We start from the raw sequence: 17,449 nt of genomic DNA, 5'->3' as shown, positions 1-17,449 counted from the left end.
TCCTTAGCGATACTGCCAAGGTGCGAGACGTTCAACCTTCGCCCATGCCTTCGGCGGGCTTTGCTGCGCCGCCCTTGCGCACCTTCTCCTCGATCCGGGCTCCGACTCCGGCGTCGATGCTCTTCCAGTAGTCGAGGGCGCGGCTCAGCACCGGCTCGCGGACGCCGCCCAGCAGGCTGCCGGCGACCTGGTCGACCAGCGCCGCGCGCTCCTCGTCGTTGAAGACGTCGCGGACGAGGATGCCCGGCTGGCTGAAATCGTCGTCGTCCTTGCGCAGCGTATAGGCGCTGCGCACCATCGTGCCGTCGGCTTCCCAGCCATCCGCGACCGGACCGGTCTCGTCCGCCCATTTGCGGTCGTGGCTGTTCGGCGCATAAACCGGCGCGTTGCCGCTGTGGTGATAGGCCATGTGGCCGTCGAACATGTAGGTGTTCACCGGCACCTTGGGCTGGTTCACCGGCAACTGGTGGAAGTTGGTGCCGATGCGGTTGCGCTGCGCGTCGTTGTAGGCGAAGGCGCGGCCGAGCAGCATCTTGTCCGGCGACAGCCCGATGCCGGGAACCGTGTTGCCGGGCGAGAACGCCGCCTGCTCGATCTGGGCGAAGAAGTTCTCCGGATTGCGGTTGAGCGTCATCTTGCCGACCCTCACCAACGGATAGTCGGCATGCGGCCATGTCTTTGTCAGGTCGAACGGGTTGAGACGGTAGGTCTTCGCCTCGTCGTAGGGCATGACCTGCACCGAAAGGATCCAGCTCGGATGCTCGCCGCGCGCGATGGCGTCAAACAGGTCGCGGCGGTGGAAGTCCGCGTCCGCGCCGGCCATGTCGGCGGCTTCCTGATTGCTGAAGAACTCCATGCCCTGCTCGGTGTGGAAGTGGTACTTGACCCAGAACTTCTCGCCCTTGGCGTTGACCCACATATAGGTGTGCGAGCCGTAGCCGTTCATGTGGCGCCAGGTGCGCGGCAGGCCGCGCACGCCCATCAGATAGGTCACCTGATGCGCGGTCTCGGGGTTGTTAGTCCAGAAGTCCCACTGCATGTGGTTGTCGCGCAGGCCCGAATCCGGCAGCCGCTTCTGGCTGCGGATGAAATGCGGGAACTTCATCGGGTCGCGCACGAAGAAAACCGGCGTGTTGTTTCCGACGAGATCGTAATTGCCCTCGCTCGTGTAGAACTTCAGCGAGAATCCGCGCACGTCGCGCCAGGTGTCGGGACTGCCCATCTCGCCGGCGACGGTGGAGAAGCGGGCCAGCATCTCGGTCGAGGCGCCCTTCTGGAACAGGGCGGCTTTCGTGTAGGTAGAGACGTCCTCGGTGGTCTCGAATACGCCGAACGCGCCGGCTCCCTTGGCGTGCGGCTGGCGCTCGGGTACCTTCTCGCGGTTGAAATGCGCCATCTGCTCGAGGAAATGCACATCGTGTAGCAGGACCGGGCCATCGGGGCCGATGCTCAACGAATTGCGGTCGCTCACCGCCGGCGCTCCGGTGCTCATCGTCGAGCCGGTGGCGCGGGTATCGTTGCGGTTGTCTTGATCTGACATGGCTGTCTCCTAACAGGAATGGGAAAGAACGCTGTAGCGATCCGACTGGTGTGCACAGGTGTCGCTTGCAGCTTGTATCTGCCTTGCTGATTTTACCCTGCATTCCCCAGGTGGCGTGTCGTTTGAGGTGAAGATCGCCTGTATCCGATCGCTAGACAAGGATTTTCTGCCGCAAGCGGCACCTGCGGTCGCGCAGACTGCTGGATCTGGACGGATCAGACCGCGAAGCCGCTGTTTCCTTGCCCAGGGGCGGCGTTTTTCAGCGCAGCGGACAGATCTGTCCAGCCGCTTTCGTTCAGTTTGAGCGTGGATCGCGATCATGCGCATAGCGGTGGCGCTCGCAATCGGCGGATAGCGGCGAGGATGGCGCGTACCATCGTGCCGGTGACAGCGACCTCGGCCAGCTGGAAGGTGATGGTGCGGGCGTGACGGACCACACGTGCCCCGATCTTGATCAGCTTCAGTTGCAGGCTGGTCAACGACCAGTCGGCCATGGCTTCGGGCAGCTCGATGCAGCGCAAGAAGGTGGCCAGGTTGTACGCCAGGGCGTGCAGTTGCAGCCGCACCTCATTGTCGCGGAACTTCCGGCACGACAGCCGCGTCCAGCGAAAGGCGTATTTGCCCTCTTTGATGTGCTGCTCGGCGGTGCCGCGCTGGTTGTAGAACCGCACCACCCAGTCCGGCTCCATCGGCAGGTTGGTGACGATGAAGCCGACACGCGGGAACAGTTCGCCCGGATGCCATTCGATCTTGGCGATCACCCGGCGTTCCTTGTCCCAGGACGCCGCCTGATACTCGAATTCCTCGAAGAACCGCTTGACCTTGGTCAGTGACGGCCGCCCGACAGGGCGCGTTAGCCGATGCGCGATCTTGTCCTTGAGGACCGCGTTTGCGGGCAGCCGGATGGCGTAGAAGAACCGCGCTTCTTCCAATCGCTCATAGATCGCCGGGATCGCGTAGGCAGCATCGGCCCGGAAGAACCTGCCACCAAGGTCGCGCTCCGCGTAGCGCGCAATGACGGGGTCGAGAACATCACGCCAGCCATCGGCGCTGTGGACGTTGCCATGGCGCAGGGCGCAGCGTTCCAGCATCCCGAACTGGTTGAACAGAAAGTTGGGGTGATAGCAGCTACAGTCGAAATGGCCATTCCAGGCGGACCCTTCCTGGTCGCCATGGGTCGGGCTGACCGAGCTGTCCATGTCCAGAACGATGTACTTCAGCCCGTTACGGTCATGGAACCGGTCGATCCATTGCCCGTTCAGGTCGGCCAGCGCGGCACGGTTCCCGGCCAGAGCCAGCGTCTCGGTCTCGAACCGTCCCATCTGCGATGCCGAGGCCGCTTGTGCATCGACCGCTCTGCCGCCGACAACTTGGCGCATGACCGGATCGCAGGCGAGACGGTTGGCGTCGTTGACATCCTCGTATCCGGCCAGCCGCCCAAAGACTGATTGCCGGAACAGGCCGTCGAGCCGATGGACCGTGTTCTTGCCAGAGCGAGTATCGCGCAGCGCCGCTGACGCCAAATCGGACAACCCGAGCGCGTCATCAAGCTCGCGCATCACCAGAAGGCCGCCGTCGGAACTGAGCTGCGTGCCGCGAAATTCCAGCCGCACGCGAGGGTCGAAATCCACCCGATCTGCCCGTTGCAAGCCCGCACCCTCTGGGTGATCCATGAAACGCGCCCCTCGCAGCCTTCAACACCATGTTTTATATAGGAAATATAATGGTCAGGACAGCGAAATCAGCGCCTTACTTGGGAAATGTGGGTTTGTATCGCGCAGCCGGGCCAAGCCCGTATGCGATGTAAACAAATCTCCTCCTATAACTCCGGCGAAGAGCAAAGGCGATTTGCCTTAGGTTGGAAAAGGGCTTTAACGACATGGGTGCATCAACGGCCTACAATCTCGCATTCCCAACGTCGCGGGATTTCGCAATTCCGTAACAGCATGTGGCGGGGCGAGTTGAAAGTAACCTTCTCGCAGGTGTCGCAGGTAACACAACACTTGGTTGATTGCAGGCCGCTAATGCTGGGTCACTTCTATCTTGATCTTTGAGTGGAGGCAACGGTGGCAGCGTGTCGATTGCTTCCTTTGCAGTCACTGACTCGGACTGCAGCGAACGGCGGCTTCCCGCCCTTCCTCCCGAGTGCCTTCGCGAATGCAGCGGAGATTGGGCCCTGCAGCGACGGTCCCGAGGGTCCGAAAAGCTGTTTATCGCAACCAAGCAGCCCGGGTAGTCGGAACCTCTCGCCTGATGTTGAACCCCAGCCCCCGAAGCTAACCGCCCAGGGGGGTAGGATAGTTCCACCCCCAACCTTCCTCATCCCCCTTTCCGGTCCTTCTTCGCCAGCCTGCGCGGGACAGGCCGTGCTTTGCCGACGGCCTTCCACAGACCCACGGAGGCCCCATCCATGCGACCCGATCTCGCCGTTCTGCCGCCACGCTACCTGCGCACCAAGGAGGCGGCCACGTTCCTCAGCCTGTCGGCGCGAACGCTGGAAAAGCACCGCACCTACGGAACTGGCCCCGCCTATCACAAGCTCGGCGGGCGCGTCGTCTATTCGGTCGATGACCTGACGGCTTGGGTCGCCCGCGGTTCGGTCACCTCGACTTCCGATCCGCGCGGCCAGGTCCTGCCGGCCAAACGCATGACGGCGTCGCCGCATGCTGTGCCAGCGCGCGCGACGCGCTGACGGTCCTACCGGTTCCTCATGCCCCCGACGCCCCGCAGCGCCTCCGAGCGCGGCCAACTCGACCTCTTTCGGGCGTTGCCGGGGGAGTTTGCCCCACGTGACGCACAGGATCTCATGGCCTATCCGTTCTTCTCCCTCTCCAAGTCGCCGCGTATCCGCCCCATCGATTTCGTCGCGGGCAATGTCGCGATCCGGGTCGAGGCCGTGCCCGACCACGGCATGGCCACGATCTGGGATGCCGACATCCTGATCTGGGCGGCGAGCCAGATCGTCGAAGCGCGCGATGCAGGCCTGCGCACATCGCGTCTGATGGCGGCCACACCCTACGAGATCCTCAATTTCACGGGGCGCGGGACGTCGCTCCGGGACTATCAGCGCTTGAAGGCTGCGCTGGACCGGCTGCAATCGACCACGGTGGCGACGACGATCCGCCAGCCCGCCGAGGGGCGGCGTCATCGCTTCTCCTGGATCAACGAATGGCATGAACGCAGCGACGCGAGGGGGCGACCTGACGGCATCGAGCTGATCGTCCCGGACTGGTTCTACCGCGCCGTCCTCGACGACGCCCTGATCCTCACCATCGACCGGGCCTATTTCGACCTGACCGGCGGCCTCGACCGCTGGCTTTATCGGCTTGTGCGCAAGCATGGTGGGCGGCAGGCGGGCGGCTGGCGTTTCGATTTCCGTCACCTGCACCAGAAATCGGGAAGCCTATCACCCTTCAAGCGCTTCGCTTTCGAGCTGCGCGACATCATCCGCCGACAGCCGCTGCCCGGCTATGTCCTCTTCGCCGAGATCGAAACCGGCGGCCGCATGCTGCTCGCCTTCGAGCCTGCCGCGCCCTGTGGACAAGCTGTGAATGGCCTCGTGCCATCAGGAACCCGGGGTATCGTGCCATCAGGAACCGGGGGCTCGTGCTATCGGGAACCGAAACCGGGCTTAACCACATGCACCACAACAGAAAATCGCGCCCTTAACTTAGAGTCTAACAAAGATTCTAACCTTGAAGAGCGCAGGACCGCTGTCGAAACCCTGATCGCAAGGACCGGTGCCGCGCTGAAGGCCGGGTATCGGCGCCGGGGAAGGGGGCCCGACGAGCCCGTTCCACGAGAACCAGAACTGCCCCTCGGCAAGCCGGGGGAACGGCAATGACCCGTGCGCTCCTCAGGCTGAAAAGCAGGACCGGCATGACCACCTGTGCCATTGATGGAACGTTCGAGCTGCGCCGGCGCGTCCAGGCTGCGGCCTGCCTGCAAGGCCAGACCGACGCCGCCAAGCTGCGCGATCTGATCGGCCAACCTCTTTCCGCGGAAAAGGGGGCCCCGACATGACTGGCAAGCTTCCGCCGCAACTCGACGCACAGACGACGCACGACCGACCCATTGCGTCGATCACCTGGGTTGATCTGACGTTCCAGCGACGCCGCGTCGAGCAATGGATTCGCTTCGGCCACCCGTGCCGGGCACAGGTGATCGACCGGCAAAGACGGAGGGTCGGCTTTGCCTCCGGTGCGATCTTCGCCTGCGTTCATTGGGCCGGAAATGAGCATGGAACCGTCGCGGCACGGCTCGTCATCCTGCGCGCGGTCTTCCGCACCGAGCCCTTCCAGACCCTCGGTTTCGTGCATCCCGGTGCCGAAATCCTGCTGCAGCTGGATGGCTGGCCGAGGGTCAAGCGCACCCTGGAAATCATCGACGCCATCGAAGCCCTCGGGATCGATCCGACCGCCGTCGCGCCGGATCATTGGCGTCATGTCCACAATCGCCTGGCGGCCGGACAGTCCCCGTTGGTCTATTCCTCCGCGCGGCATGCGGCCTGGCTTGCGCGGCGCAGGATCTGGTCATGAAGCGCCACGTGATCCTCCTCTTGGCCGCGATGGGTCTCGCAGGTCTTGCAGCTCCGTCCGTCGCAGTTCTGCCCGCTTGGCTGATCTGGAACGCGTCTGCCAGCGTGCCGCTCGGACTCTACTGGGTCGAACGCTCGACCGGGCTTGAAATCGGCGACCTCGTCGCGGTCATGCCGCCTGCGCCTCTTGCCGCGTTCATGGTCACGCGGGGCTACATCGGCGCGGATGTCCCGCTGTTGAAGCATGTCGCGGGCCTGCCGGGACAGCGCATTTGCCGCAGCGGCGCGACCATTACCGTCGATGACGTCGTCCTCGGCCAGGCGCTGCCGCGGGATCGGCTCGGTCGCGATCTGCCCGTCTGGCAGGGCTGCAGCCTGCTTCGGGACGGCGAAGTCTTCCTCATGAATCGCGAGGTCCGGGATAGCCTCGATGGCCGCTATTTCGGGCCTCTCCCGGCTGACGCCGTCATCGGTATGGCGCGCCCGATCTGGGTGACTTCCGAGCCAGCCGAGCCCCGAGACGGGCGCTTCATCCACCCCTGACAGCCCACCCAACCCAAAACAGAGGAGACCTGACATGTCACAGATCGGACAGTTCACCCGCGAAGAAACGGGCTTCACCGGACAGCTCCGGACGCTCACACTCGACCTCTCGCTTGCCCTCGTCCCGGTGGAAAACAGCGAGGCCGAGAACGCACCGGCCTATCGCGTGCATGCCGGTGATGCAGAGGGTCCGGAGGTCGGGGCCGCCTGGAAGCGCAGCGGCGAGAAGGCCGGTGAATACCTATCTGTCCTGCTCGACGATCCGGCCCTGCCGCAGCCGATCCGCGCCAATCTCTTTCGCGACGATGACGCCGGTGCCGCCTGGTCGTTGCACTGGAATCGTCCGAAACCCCGCGAAGACCGGGACTGATGGCCATGCGGCACGGTCACATCGCGGCGCTCGTTTGCGCCCTGTCTTCGTTCAACCATGGCCCCGCCATCGCGCGTGCGGAGCCCGTTCCGGCGCAGATCGAGGCGCATCCTCATGGCGCTTTCATTGCCGAGGCTGCGCAGCGTTTCGGGATCCCGGCACCCTGGATCGTCGAAGTGATGCGCGCCGAAAGCGCCAATGATCCGCGCGCCGTCAGCCACGCCGGCGCCATGGGGCTGATGCAGGTCATGCCTGGCACCTGGGCCGCCTTGCGCGCGCGCCACGGGCTCGGGGATGACCCCCATGATCCGCGCGACAACATCCTCGCCGGGACCGCCTATCTGCGCGAAATGTGGGACCGCTACGGCAATGTCGCAGCCATGCTCGCCGCCTACAATGCCGGTCCCGGTCGCTACGACGCCTATCTCGAAACGGGGAGTGCCTTGCCAGCTGAGACGCGCGCCTATGTGGCGGCACTCGCCCCTCTTCTCGGCAGTGGGACTGCATCAGAATCGCAGAGGGTTGTGCAAGCTATGCCGCCGGACTGGCGCGATGCGGCGCTATTCGTTGCGCGGTCCGACCAGCAAATGGCGCGTGGCATGCCGGGGAGCGAGCCGGGCTTCGAGCGCCCGGCGGACGGTATCTTCGTAACTCTGGGCGCGGGGTCGGGCGAACCATGAGCACATTCGCGGCATCGGCATGCCACCAGGATTTGACCGGTTCGGGGAAGGCACGCCTGGCTGCGATCCCGGCGGCAGAAGCGGAAAAGGGCAGGGAAGGCGGAGGGCAAGATAAAGGAAACCGGCACCCCGAGGGCCCGATTTCTGGGCAAGCCCTTGTCTGCACACTGTTTTCGGGGCGCGGATGTGGCACCCTGTTTTCCGGGCCGTGGTGCCGCGCTGTGCGGCAAGTCACTGAATTCGCGCTACTATTTGCGGCACTGTGCCCCGTTTTTCGCCCGCAAGCGCCCCTTGATCCCCGGACGGTTCCATGAGCGGCGATGACGAGAACCGGTTCGAACCGAGGCCGGGGGCCATCCGCTCGGACAGTCCGAAGGCAGGCAAGGCCAAGAGCTTTCTGACCCGCGCGAGGAAGCTCGCCCGCCAGCACAGCAACCGACCCGTGCGCGGCGCGGCGCGCGCTGCACCGGGCCTCTCGCGTGACTCAGCCAGTCCCGCCGGGAAGGGCGCAAAGGCGGCGGGACGGCGTGCGGAAGGGGCTGGCGTCCGGCGCGGGCGGGGCGCGGCCTTCGTCCGTGCCCGTGGCCTTTCCGGCGGCTGGCGGCACAGCGCGCCGGGCATGCGCCGGGTCGTGGTGAAGACCCGCTATGTCCGGCAGGCGGGCCGGAGCGGGAAGGGGGCCGCCCATCTGCGCTACATCCAGCGCGACGGCACATCCCGCGATGGCGCGCCGGGACAGCTCTATTCCGCGACCGAGGATCAAGCCGATGGCGAGGCTTTCCTCGCGCGGGGACGCGACGATCGCCATCAGTTCCGGTTCATCATTGCGCCGGAGGATGCCGCCGAGCTTTCCGACCTGACAGGGCATACCCGCGACCTCATGCGCAGCGTCGAAGCCGACCTCGGCACAAAGCTCGACTGGGTCGCCGTGAACCACCACAATACGGGCCATCCCCACGTGCATGTCATCGTGCGTGGTTGCGATGAGAGCGGCGAAACCCTCGTCATCAATGGCGACTACCTCGCCCATGGCATCCGGGAGCGGGCAAGCGCGCTTGCGACGCTGGAACTTGGCCCGGTTTCTGAACGTGAGCAGGCCCGCAAGCTCGCGGCCGAGGTCGACCAGGACCGGTTCACCCGGATCGATCGCGTAATGATCGCGGAGGCCGAGGACGGTCTGCTCGACCTGCGTCCCGAACCACAGGAGGCGCGGCGGCAGTTTGACCGGACCCTCCGTCTACGTCGCCTGGGTCGCCTGCAGAAGATGGGCCTTGCCACGGAACACGCTCCGGGCGTCTGGGAGTTGAGCCCGAGGCTGGAGCCGACGCTGCGCGCCATGGGGGAGCGTGGCGACATCATTCGCGGCATCCAGCGCGCCCTGAAGGCCGATGGCCTGACCCGCGATCCCATGACCTTCGAGGTCCATGACGCTGCCCCCCAGGTTTCGATCACCGGGCGGATTGTGGACAAGTTTCTGACCGACGAGATGGGCGAGAGCCTGACCCTTGTGGTGGATGGCATCGACGGCCGGATCCATCATCTCTCGGGGCTAGATGCCGACCGCCTTGAGGAGGCGAAGGTCGGCAGCATCGTCGAGGTCGGGCCCGCCGATGCCGCGGCCCGGCCTTCGGACCGCGCCATTGCCGCCATGGCCGAGGACGGGATCTATCGGCCGAGCCGTCATCTGGAAAAGGCCCGCTTCGAGGGCCGGGTGCCGGCCGGCGATCACAAGGGCTTCGTCGACGCCCATGTCCGCAGGCTCGAGGCATTGCGCCGCGCCGGGATTGTCGAGCGGATCGACGCGGATCGATGGCGGATCCCCGAAGACTATGCGCGCCGTGCAGCCGCCCATGACGCGGGTCGCAACCTGCAAGCGACAGTCCGGGTTCTGTCGGCCATGGGGCTCGACAAACAGATCGGGGCCGATGGCGCAACCTGGCTCGACCAGAGGCTCCTCCGCGGCGATCGGTCGGACATCGCGTCTTCGGGCTTCGGGCGGGAGGTGCGCGATGCCCTCGACCAGCGCCGCGACCATCACCTCGCAAGTAGCGATGCGACGCGGCAGGGGGCGCGCGTCCTCTACCGCCGCAATCTGCTGGCGACCCTGCGCGACCGCGAACTCGCCCGGGTCGGGGCATCCTTGTCCGAGTGCAAGGGTCTCGCCTTCCGCCCAGCGGCTGACGGCGCACGGGTCAGCGGCACCTTCACGGGCACCTTGCACCTTGCAAGCGGCAAGTTCGCCCTGGTCGAACAGAGCCAGGAATTCACGCTGGTCCCATGGCGACGCGTCATCGATCCCCAGCTGGGGCGCGAGGTGACGGGTCTTGTGAAGGGCGGGTCGATCGCGTGGCAACTGGGGCGGGGGAAGGACCTTGGGGTCTGACCAGCCTTGCCTAGAAGGGTCCGTGTGCCGCGCGGGGGATCCGGACAGGATTGTCCCATGTTCCGCCCCTCCTATCCGGCTCTTCCCCGCGCACGACTTCTCAGTTGCCATCATCGCGCTTCTCCAGCCCCAGATGGGTTTCACGCAAGTTCTTGCAGGAGCGCGCATGCGGGGAGGCCGGATCCTCTGGGGCCAGATCATCACGGTGTTCACGATCGTCCTCGTGATGGTCTGGGCGGCGACGCAGTGGGTGGCCTTCCGGCTCGGCTTCCAGCCCCAGCTTGGCGCGCCCTGGTTCGAGGCAGCGGGATGGCCCGTCTACCATCCGCCCGCGTTCTTCTGGTGGTGGTTCTCCTTTGATGCCTATGCCCCGGGCATCTTCATGGAAGGGGCCGCCATCGCCGTCACTGGCGCAGCACTCGCCATCGCCGCTGCCTTCCTCATGTCGATCATCCGGGCCCGCGAGGCGCGCAACGTCGCCACCTATGGTTCGGCCCGATGGGCGGAGCCGCAGGAGATCCATGCGGCCGGTCTGCTCGGCCCCGATGGTGTGGTCCTCGGGCGTCACGACCGGGCCTATCTGCGCCATGACGGACCAGAGCATGTCCTGTGTTTTGCGCCCACCCGCAGCGGCAAGGGCGTGGGGCTTGTGGTGCCGACCCTGCTGACCTGGCCGGGCAGCTGCATCGTGCATGACATCAAGGGTGAAAACTGGGGGCTGACGGCAGGGTTCCGGTCGCGCCATGGGCGGGTGCTGCTCTTCGACCCGACCAATGCCGCATCCTCGGCCTACAATCCGCTGCTCGAAGTACGGCGGGGAGAATGGGAGGTCCGCGATGTCCAGAACATCGCCGATATCCTAGTCGATCCCGAAGGCAGTCTCGACAAGCGAAACCATTGGGAAAAGACGAGCCACTCGCTCTTGGTCGGCGCAATCCTCCATGTCCTCTATGCCGAGCGCGACAAGACCCTCGCAGGGGTTGCGAACTTCCTGTCGGACCCGCGTCGGCCGATCGAGGCGACGCTGCGCGTCATGATGGAAACTGCCCATCTAGGATCAGGCGGCGTACATCCGGTGATCGCCTCCTCGGCCCGAGAGCTTCTGAACAAATCCGAGAATGAACGCTCCGGCGTCCTCTCGACCGCCATGTCCTTCCTCGGGCTCTACCGTGATCCGGTCGTCGCCAGGGTCACGGCGCGCTGCGACTGGCGGATCACCGATCTCGTGGAGGGGCCCGGTCCGACCAGTCTCTACCTGGTCGTGCCGCCATCGGACATCAACCGCACCAAGCCCCTCATCCGCTTGATCCTGAACCAGATCGGGCGGCGGCTGACGGAAGAGCTGAAGACCTCGGGCAAGCGCCATCGGCTCCTGCTGATGCTGGACGAATTCCCCGCGCTCGGTCGCCTCGACTTCTTCGAAAGCGCGCTGGCCTTCATGGCTGGCTATGGCCTGAAATCCTTCCTGATCGCGCAGAGCCTCAACCAGATCGAGCGCGCCTATGGTCCGAACAACGCCATCCTCGACAACTGCCATGTGCGCGTGGCCTTCGCGACCAATGACGAGCGGACTGCGAAACGGATCAGCGATGCCCTGGGCACGGCGACCGAGATGCGCGACTCCACCAACTATGCCGGGCACCGTCTTGCGCCCTGGCTCGGGCATCTGATGGTCTCGCGTCAGGAAACCGCGCGGCCACTGCTGACGCCGGGCGAGGTCATGCAACTGCCGCCCACCGACGAGATCGTCATGGTGGCAGGCGTGCCACCGATCCGAGCGACCAAGGCCCGCTACTTCGAGGACCCGCGCTTTCGGGAGCGGGTGCTGCCGCCGCCCGATCAGCTTAACCGCTCCGTCGCGGTCGGGGGGCTGCGGCCGTCCGACGATTGGTCTGATCTGACACCTGCTGCGACCTCTGTGCAGTCCGACGCGTCCGACAACCACGCCGGCGACCCGGCAAATGCGGGCATCCGGCGGGAACCGGAACTGCCCGAGCAGGAGGAGATCGTTCCGCCCCCGTCGGCCCCTGTGCAGGAGTTCGACCTCCTCGATGACGAGCCCGATGTCGATGCGGCACAGGCCCGTGCGATCCGGCAACGCATGCGCATGGTGGCGCGCCAGGTCGCGATGAACCCCGATGACGGCATCGAGCTGTGAGGCAGCCATCATGACCCGTCGCACCCGAATGAATGTCTATTTCGACCCGGCGCTGATGGGCCAGGTCGAGGCGTTGGCGCTGCGTCGGAACGTCTCGAAATCCGCTGTCATCGAGGCGGCGGTCGCGTCCTTCCTCTCGGGTGACACGAGCGAGCGCATGGAGGCCGCGCTCTCACGGCGGCTCGACAGGCTCGGTCGCCAGGTCGAGGGTCTCGACGAAGATCTCGCAGTCCTTGGGGAAACCCTGTCGCTCTTCATCCGCTTCTGGATGACCGTCACGCCGCCCTTGCCCGAAGCCGCGCGGGACGCCGCCCGTGCGAAAGGCGCTGAGCGCTTCGAGGGGTTCCTGCAAAGTCTCGGCCGAAAGCTTGCCACCGGCGACAGATTTCTGCGTGAGGTTTCCCGCGACCTGCCCGGGGAAGGCGGTGCCCATGTTGTTCCGGGAGCTGATGAAGGCGTTTGACCCCGCAGCTGGATCGCAGAACGAGGCGGGCCTCGGACTTGCGGGATGTCCGGCCGTCATGCAGACTTGTCCTGTTGGATGTGCAAGCGGCTCCGAAACCTGAACCTGTTGCGCGGACAGACGGCACGACGACCGTTTCGCGGGATCAGGTGGGGTCAGCATGGGGCGGAAGCGCAGTTCGAGCGGACGATCGGTATCGATTACTCGGGTGCCGAGACGGCTGAAGCGAGCCTGAAAGGACTGCGCGTATATCAGACCGTCGGCGACGCCCCGCCAGAGGAAGTCCTGCCGCCCGCTGGACCCAAGAAGTACTGGACGCGCCGCGGCATAGCGGAATGGCTGGTCGGAACGCTCGATGGCCAGGTGCCGACTGTTGTCGGCATAGATCACGGGTTTTCCTTCCCGATGCGCTATTTCGAGCGACACGGCCTGCCGCCCGACTGGCCCGCGCTTCTCGAGGATTTCTGCGCCCATTGGCCGACCGACGGCAAACACACCTATGTCGACTTCGTGCGCGACGGCTCTGTCGGCAACGGCGCGGCGCGGTGGGGCGAACGACACTGGCGTCGCCTGACTGAAGAGGCGACTGGGTCAGCGAAGTCCGTCTTCCATTTCGACGTGCAAGGCTCAGTCGCGAAATCGACCCATGCCGGCATCCCCTGGCTGCGATACATCCGACGCGCGCGGCGCGAGCTGCACTTCTGGCCCTTCGATGGATGGAACCCCGCTCCGGGGGAGTCGGTGATCACCGAGGCCTATCCGCGCCTCTGGAGCGCCACCTACCCCCAAGACGACCGAACTGCCGATCAACATGACGCCTATTCGATCGCCCGATGGTTGCAAGGCGCCAGTATCACCGGGGAGATCGAACAGGCTTTCGCTGCGCCCGAGCCTGAAAGCGTCGCCATGACAGGACAGGTGGAAGGGTGGATCCTCGGCAGTAGCTGGCCTCCGGTCACGAAGCAGCGGGGGAGGATGACGTCAACCAAGGCGCAGGCATCGACGACAACACCAGGCTACATCAACCGGAACCGTCAGGAGGTGGTTGCCAGAACAGGACTGCAGGGCAACGACCACAATCAAGTCGTCTATCTGCTGAGGTGCCACGCATGCGGAGCACGATATGGCGCCAACGGCTCGGACATCTTCCAACGACGGTGCCCGGAGTGCGACGGCGGGCGACCTGTGCTATCGGTGCGGTGAAGTAGGTGGGTGGCGTCCTCCGTGCAAAGGTGCCGGCTAAAGGTGGCCTAGACTTTCGAGAGCGGCTCGCAGAAGCGGTCTGGTTCACCAAATGGACCGAGGCCGCATTCCCCAAGCCATCGTTCAGTCAAGTCGTCGAAGTGTTCTTGGTTTTGGCGAACTAGTTGTCGGAGTGTCGCCGTCCTGTGAAAAACGAGAAACTAGCTCTACCTTCGATGGAGGGGGATCTGAAAACTCACGATCCCCAGACACAAACAATCAGATGAGTTTTGCGATCAGACGTGCTAGGACGCCCTTATGCAGGCATTGCAGGCGCACTTCTCTGTCGTGGACGATCTGGTGGCGGAAGCTGAGCGTGGTAGGCTCAGAAGCCGCGGAGAGTTTCTTATCACGAATTCAGGCCGCATAGGTCCACTGGTTGAGTTACTATCTGCTAAGCTGAGTCATCCAAGTGAGTTTCAAGCCGTTTCATTTGCAGGCAGCTTTGCCAATCGGCTTGAAGAGTCTTGGGAATGTGGCCAGTTTTTCGGTGGTAGTTTTGGAGATGCGGCGGGGGGGGTTCCCGCTGCCATCTGATAATCCAGTTCTCACCCGCGATCCGCACTGGGAGCAATGGCTGCTGCATGCAGAGAATATCGCGAAGGCTAAAGGTGTGCCCGCCCCTCTAGTTGCATCGTTGATTGGAGCAATTGGTGAGATGCAGGATAATGTCTATGAGCATAGCGGCGCTGCCAGGACTGGGCTGGTAGCTTACGCAGTTACGGATCGGACTTTCGAATTTGTGGTGGCTGATCGTGGAATGGGTGTTCTGAAGACGCTGCACCAAAACCCCGAGTACGCTTACCTGCCCGATGCAGGGGTGGCGCTAACGCATGCTATCAGGCCAGGGGTATCTAGGTTCCCGACGGCGAGCGGACGGGGTCAGGGGTTTGTGCAGTTGTGCAAGTCGCTGGTAACGCACAGAGTGGAGCTTCGCTTCCGAAGCGGTGATCACGCGTTGACGCTATGGCCTACTGATGACGCTCTCGATGGACACCAGCGACTTTCTCATACCTCAACCCTTGCGGGCTTGACGGTCAGCGCGATCTGGCGCGCGGAACCCATGACGTAGCTTCATGCCGCCGCTCAGCTTGCTTCCGCTCCATAATGATATGGTGGCTATGAAGCGCAGCTACATTCTGTTGCAGCAAGGCATCAATCGGTTCGCCGGGCGCCGTCGGACGCTTGCGCCACACAAGTTTGCCGTCAGGGAGAAAGTGGGCTTCTTGGCGACAACGGGCTTTGGTGAATGCATCAGTGTCGATCAGCGTTACCGACGAAAATGCCGTCCGAAGCGTTTCCAGCGCGCGCATGCCACCTCGCACCACCAAGCGGAGCGAATGCGGTACACGCGTTGCAAGTTTTGTAGGCTCAGGACCCATTAATCGGCTTGAGATCGCATTGGTCGCATGATTCAAATCCCCAAACTTTCAGGGGGTATCATGAGCAATCTATTTTGGCTGACCGACGAACAGATGGCGCGGCTGCGACCGTTCTTTCCGAAGAGCCATGGCAAGCCGAGGGTTGATGATCGGCGGGTGTTGAGTGGGATAATCTTCATCAATCGCAATGGCTTACGGTGGTGCGATGCGCCGAAGGAGTACGGCCCACCGAAGACGCTCTATCGGGGATCTCCCGATCAAGGGAAGAGACAATGCCCGTGGTCAGTGTCCAGTCGAGACCAAAAGGATTGCCGATGGCGAAGACGCCTTGCCCGACTTGCAGGTCCTCGCTGCTCCCGACTGCGAGGGGTAGGGGCCGCTCGGATCCCGCCTCGATGTGAAGCACTGCCAGGTCATGTTCGGGAGCCGTCCCCACGAGGCGGGCAGGATAAGCGCGGCCATCGGCAAGCCGCACCAATGCTGCCGTTGCCCCCTCGATGACGTGGTTGTTGGTCACGACATGGCCCTGCGCATCCCAGATGAACCCCGAACCGCTGCCGCGCGGAACGTCATAGGCGTTCCGAGTCCAGAAATCGACCACGCGGCTTTCAGTCGTGATCGAGACAACGCTATCCTTGGCACCCTCGAAGATGGCGATGGTGGTCTGCTCGTCTGCGGCCAGATCGCCGCGGGGATCAACGACCCTCGGCTCCCCGGCTGGCTCACGCAGAGCCAGTTCCAGGAGAGGAACGCCGCGCCAGACCAGCACGACGAGGATCGCGGCAAGTGTCACAAGCACGAGCCTTGGCAAAAATCCGTCTGCTTTCATAGGACATCCACCGACGCGAGCCCAAGCGTTCGGGCCCGGTTGGCCGACAGCAAGGCACCCGGCTCGTCCGAGGGGGCCCGCGTGCTGGTGATGAAGATGCGGTGGCGTGTGCTGAGCGCCTCCGCCTCGGCCCGAAGCTCTGGATTGTCGATGCCAATGATCTCCGGCGGGCGGCTGCAGCCTACCAGAACCAGCAGGGCCAGGGTCACAAGGATAAACGTGAAACGACTGAAATCGACCGAAACGCGCATGATCATGATCTGGGTTCGCACGATCTCTTCCATGGTGACGGGTTTACATCTGAAGCACCACAGTCGGACGAGTTGCGCAGGTTGTCCAGAGAATGCTTGCTCGGCGAAAGGCCGATGCCCGGATTGCATCGGCCTGACGATCCTTGCGCCGAAGCGCCGTGTTGCAGCCCGACGCGCCTCAGCCCGCCGCAGACACGTCCCCCGAAAGCGCGGGCCCGGCAAGAAGAGCGCGCAACTTGTCTTCCTGTTCCTTCGACAGCGATGTCTTGAGAATGCGCGGCTCGTACTGTTTGATCTCGGCGACGACCTTGTCGGTCGTTGCCTTTGCCACAAGCACGAAAAGTGCCGATGTTCCGGGCTTGATGGTCTCGCCAAGATCCTTGATGAACTGGTCGTTTATTCCGTAATCCGACAGCCGACCGCTCAATGCACCCATCGCGGCGCCCGCCATGCCGCCAATCGCGAAACCCGCCATCGGATTGAGGACAAGCAGACCGGCAAGAGTGCCGACCAGCGCCCCCGTGCTCAGCCCGCTGCTCGCGCCGATCGCGGTCAGATTGACGGATTGCTTGATCTGTATGTCCCCTTCCTCGGGGCGGATGACAACCACGGCATCGAGCATGTCGATCAGATGCTCCTTGCGCAGTTCGCGCAATTTGCCGAGCACGATGTCAGCCGTGTCAGTTCCGTCAAAATCAAGTACTACGAGGTCGGCCATACTGGGCACTCCTATTCATCCGACATTCTCCAAGTGGCCTGCCGCTTGACTTCAAGATCGCCTGATTTTGCTCGCTGGGCAAGCGTTTTTCGCCCCGAGCGGTGTCTGTCGTCGCGCAAACGGCCGAAGTCGGGTGGATCAAGCCTCGAACCCGCAGCATTCTGGCCCGGCAGAGCCGCTTTTCCGCGCGGCAGACGGACCTGTCCTGCCGCTTTCGTTCAGCTTGGGCATGGATCGTGGTCATGCGCATGACGGAGGCGTTCGAAGACGGCGGATGGCGGCAAGGACGGCCCGCACCATCGGGCCGGTGACGGCGACCTCGGCCAACTGGAAGGTAATGGCGCGGGCGTGGC

18 protein-coding genes and 1 pseudogene are annotated in these 17,449 nt (G+C 64.0%); 13 read left to right on the top strand and 6 right to left on the bottom strand.

The annotated features are described in order from the left end of the window. Positions 1–31: 31 nt before the first annotated feature. Together AQY21_RS01075 and AQY21_RS01070 are read right to left on the bottom strand one after the other, a co-directional pair. A complete protein-coding gene (locus AQY21_RS01075) occupies positions 32–1,540 on the bottom strand; it encodes a catalase (RefSeq protein ID WP_058096057.1) in 1,509 nt (502 codons plus the stop codon). Between the two features lie 317 nt (positions 1,541–1,857). Next, a complete protein-coding gene (locus AQY21_RS01070; RefSeq protein ID WP_006473457.1) occupies positions 1,858–3,213 on the bottom strand; it encodes an IS1380-like element IS1247 family transposase in 1,356 nt (451 codons plus the stop codon). Positions 3,214–3,950: 737 nt separating this feature from the next. Here AQY21_RS01070 and AQY21_RS01065 point away from each other — a divergent pair. The 12 genes from AQY21_RS01065 to AQY21_RS28305 all read left to right on the top strand — a co-directional run bounded on the left by AQY21_RS01065 (position 3,951) and on the right by AQY21_RS28305 (position 14,453). Beyond that, entirely contained in the window at positions 3,951–4,232 is a 282-nt protein-coding gene (locus AQY21_RS01065; protein WP_058096056.1) for an AlpA family transcriptional regulator, read from the top strand. A gap of 114 nt (positions 4,233–4,346) precedes the next feature. After that, the gene (locus AQY21_RS01060) at positions 4,347–5,384 is read left to right on the top strand and encodes a replication initiator protein A (protein WP_058096055.1); all 1,038 of its coding nucleotides are present in this window, start codon (positions 4,347–4,349) and stop codon (positions 5,382–5,384) included. Next, positions 5,381–5,563, top strand: a complete 183-nt coding sequence (locus AQY21_RS01055) for a hypothetical protein (RefSeq protein ID WP_058096054.1) — start codon at positions 5,381–5,383, stop codon at positions 5,561–5,563. Before AQY21_RS01060 ends, AQY21_RS01055 begins: the two co-directional genes overlap by 4 nt. After that, positions 5,560–6,078: a DUF2840 domain-containing protein gene (locus tag AQY21_RS01050; protein WP_058096053.1), complete on the top strand. Its 519-nt coding sequence runs from the start codon at positions 5,560–5,562 to the stop codon at positions 6,076–6,078. The genes AQY21_RS01055 and AQY21_RS01050 overlap by 4 nt, the downstream gene beginning before the upstream one ends. Beyond that, positions 6,075–6,620 (top strand): S26 family signal peptidase, encoded by a 546-nt coding sequence (locus tag AQY21_RS01045; RefSeq protein ID WP_058096052.1) that lies wholly within the window; start codon positions 6,075–6,077, stop codon positions 6,618–6,620. The genes AQY21_RS01050 and AQY21_RS01045 overlap by 4 nt, the downstream gene beginning before the upstream one ends. A gap of 34 nt (positions 6,621–6,654) precedes the next feature. After that, on the top strand, positions 6,655–6,990 hold the full coding sequence (locus AQY21_RS01040) for a DUF736 domain-containing protein (protein ID WP_058096051.1): 336 nt from the start codon (positions 6,655–6,657) through the stop codon (positions 6,988–6,990). A 5-nt stretch (positions 6,991–6,995) separates the two neighbouring features. Then, positions 6,996–7,670, top strand: a complete 675-nt coding sequence (locus AQY21_RS01035) for a lytic transglycosylase domain-containing protein (protein ID WP_152988042.1) — start codon at positions 6,996–6,998, stop codon at positions 7,668–7,670. Between the two features lie 310 nt (positions 7,671–7,980). Then, positions 7,981–10,053 (top strand): DUF3363 domain-containing protein, encoded by a 2,073-nt coding sequence (locus AQY21_RS01030; RefSeq protein ID WP_058096050.1) that lies wholly within the window; start codon positions 7,981–7,983, stop codon positions 10,051–10,053. Between the two features lie 166 nt (positions 10,054–10,219). After that, positions 10,220–12,211 (top strand): conjugal transfer protein TraG, encoded by a 1,992-nt coding sequence (locus AQY21_RS01025; RefSeq protein ID WP_058096049.1) that lies wholly within the window; start codon positions 10,220–10,222, stop codon positions 12,209–12,211. A 10-nt stretch (positions 12,212–12,221) separates the two neighbouring features. After that, complete coding sequence (locus AQY21_RS01020; RefSeq protein WP_058096077.1) at positions 12,222–12,674, top strand: CopG family transcriptional regulator; 453 nt, start codon at positions 12,222–12,224, stop codon at positions 12,672–12,674. Positions 12,675–12,719: 45 nt separating this feature from the next. Further along, positions 12,720–13,877 carry a hypothetical protein gene (locus AQY21_RS01015; protein WP_203416313.1) on the top strand — a complete coding sequence of 386 codons (1,158 nt, stop codon included), beginning with the start codon at positions 12,720–12,722 and terminating at the stop codon, positions 13,875–13,877. A 297-nt stretch (positions 13,878–14,174) separates the two neighbouring features. After that, positions 14,175–14,453 (top strand): hypothetical protein, encoded by a 279-nt coding sequence (locus AQY21_RS28305; RefSeq protein WP_152988039.1) that lies wholly within the window; start codon positions 14,175–14,177, stop codon positions 14,451–14,453. Positions 14,454–14,953: 500 nt separating this feature from the next. On the opposite strand, the gene AQY21_RS28300 is transcribed toward AQY21_RS28305, so the two are convergent. After that, positions 14,954–15,229 (bottom strand): hypothetical protein, encoded by a 276-nt coding sequence (locus AQY21_RS28300; RefSeq protein WP_152988038.1) that lies wholly within the window; start codon positions 15,227–15,229, stop codon positions 14,954–14,956. A 129-nt stretch (positions 15,230–15,358) separates the two neighbouring features. Between AQY21_RS28300 and AQY21_RS27335 the strand changes: the two are divergent. Next, positions 15,359–15,541, top strand: a pseudogene (locus tag AQY21_RS27335) (transposase); the annotation flags it as partial. Here AQY21_RS27335 and AQY21_RS01010 read toward each other — a convergent pair. The 3 genes from AQY21_RS01010 to AQY21_RS01000 form a co-directional block, all read right to left on the bottom strand. Beyond that, positions 15,477–16,127 (bottom strand): S1C family serine protease, encoded by a 651-nt coding sequence (locus tag AQY21_RS01010; RefSeq protein ID WP_058096048.1) that lies wholly within the window; start codon positions 16,125–16,127, stop codon positions 15,477–15,479. The pseudogene AQY21_RS27335 and the gene AQY21_RS01010 overlap by 65 nt on opposite strands. Beyond that, positions 16,124–16,411 (bottom strand): hypothetical protein, encoded by a 288-nt coding sequence (locus tag AQY21_RS01005; RefSeq protein WP_176695156.1) that lies wholly within the window; start codon positions 16,409–16,411, stop codon positions 16,124–16,126. The genes AQY21_RS01010 and AQY21_RS01005 overlap by 4 nt, the downstream gene beginning before the upstream one ends. A gap of 145 nt (positions 16,412–16,556) precedes the next feature. Further along, the gene (locus tag AQY21_RS01000; protein WP_058096046.1) at positions 16,557–17,096 is read right to left on the bottom strand and encodes a DUF1269 domain-containing protein; all 540 of its coding nucleotides are present in this window, start codon (positions 17,094–17,096) and stop codon (positions 16,557–16,559) included. Positions 17,097–17,449 lie beyond the last annotated feature (353 nt).

It is taken from the genome of Paracoccus sp. MKU1 (assembly GCF_001447385.1).
GTDB lineage: Bacteria > Pseudomonadota > Alphaproteobacteria > Rhodobacterales > Rhodobacteraceae > Paracoccus.
The sequence above is the reverse complement of the archived record's forward strand: the minus strand, read 5'-3'. Positions and strand labels throughout refer to the sequence as shown.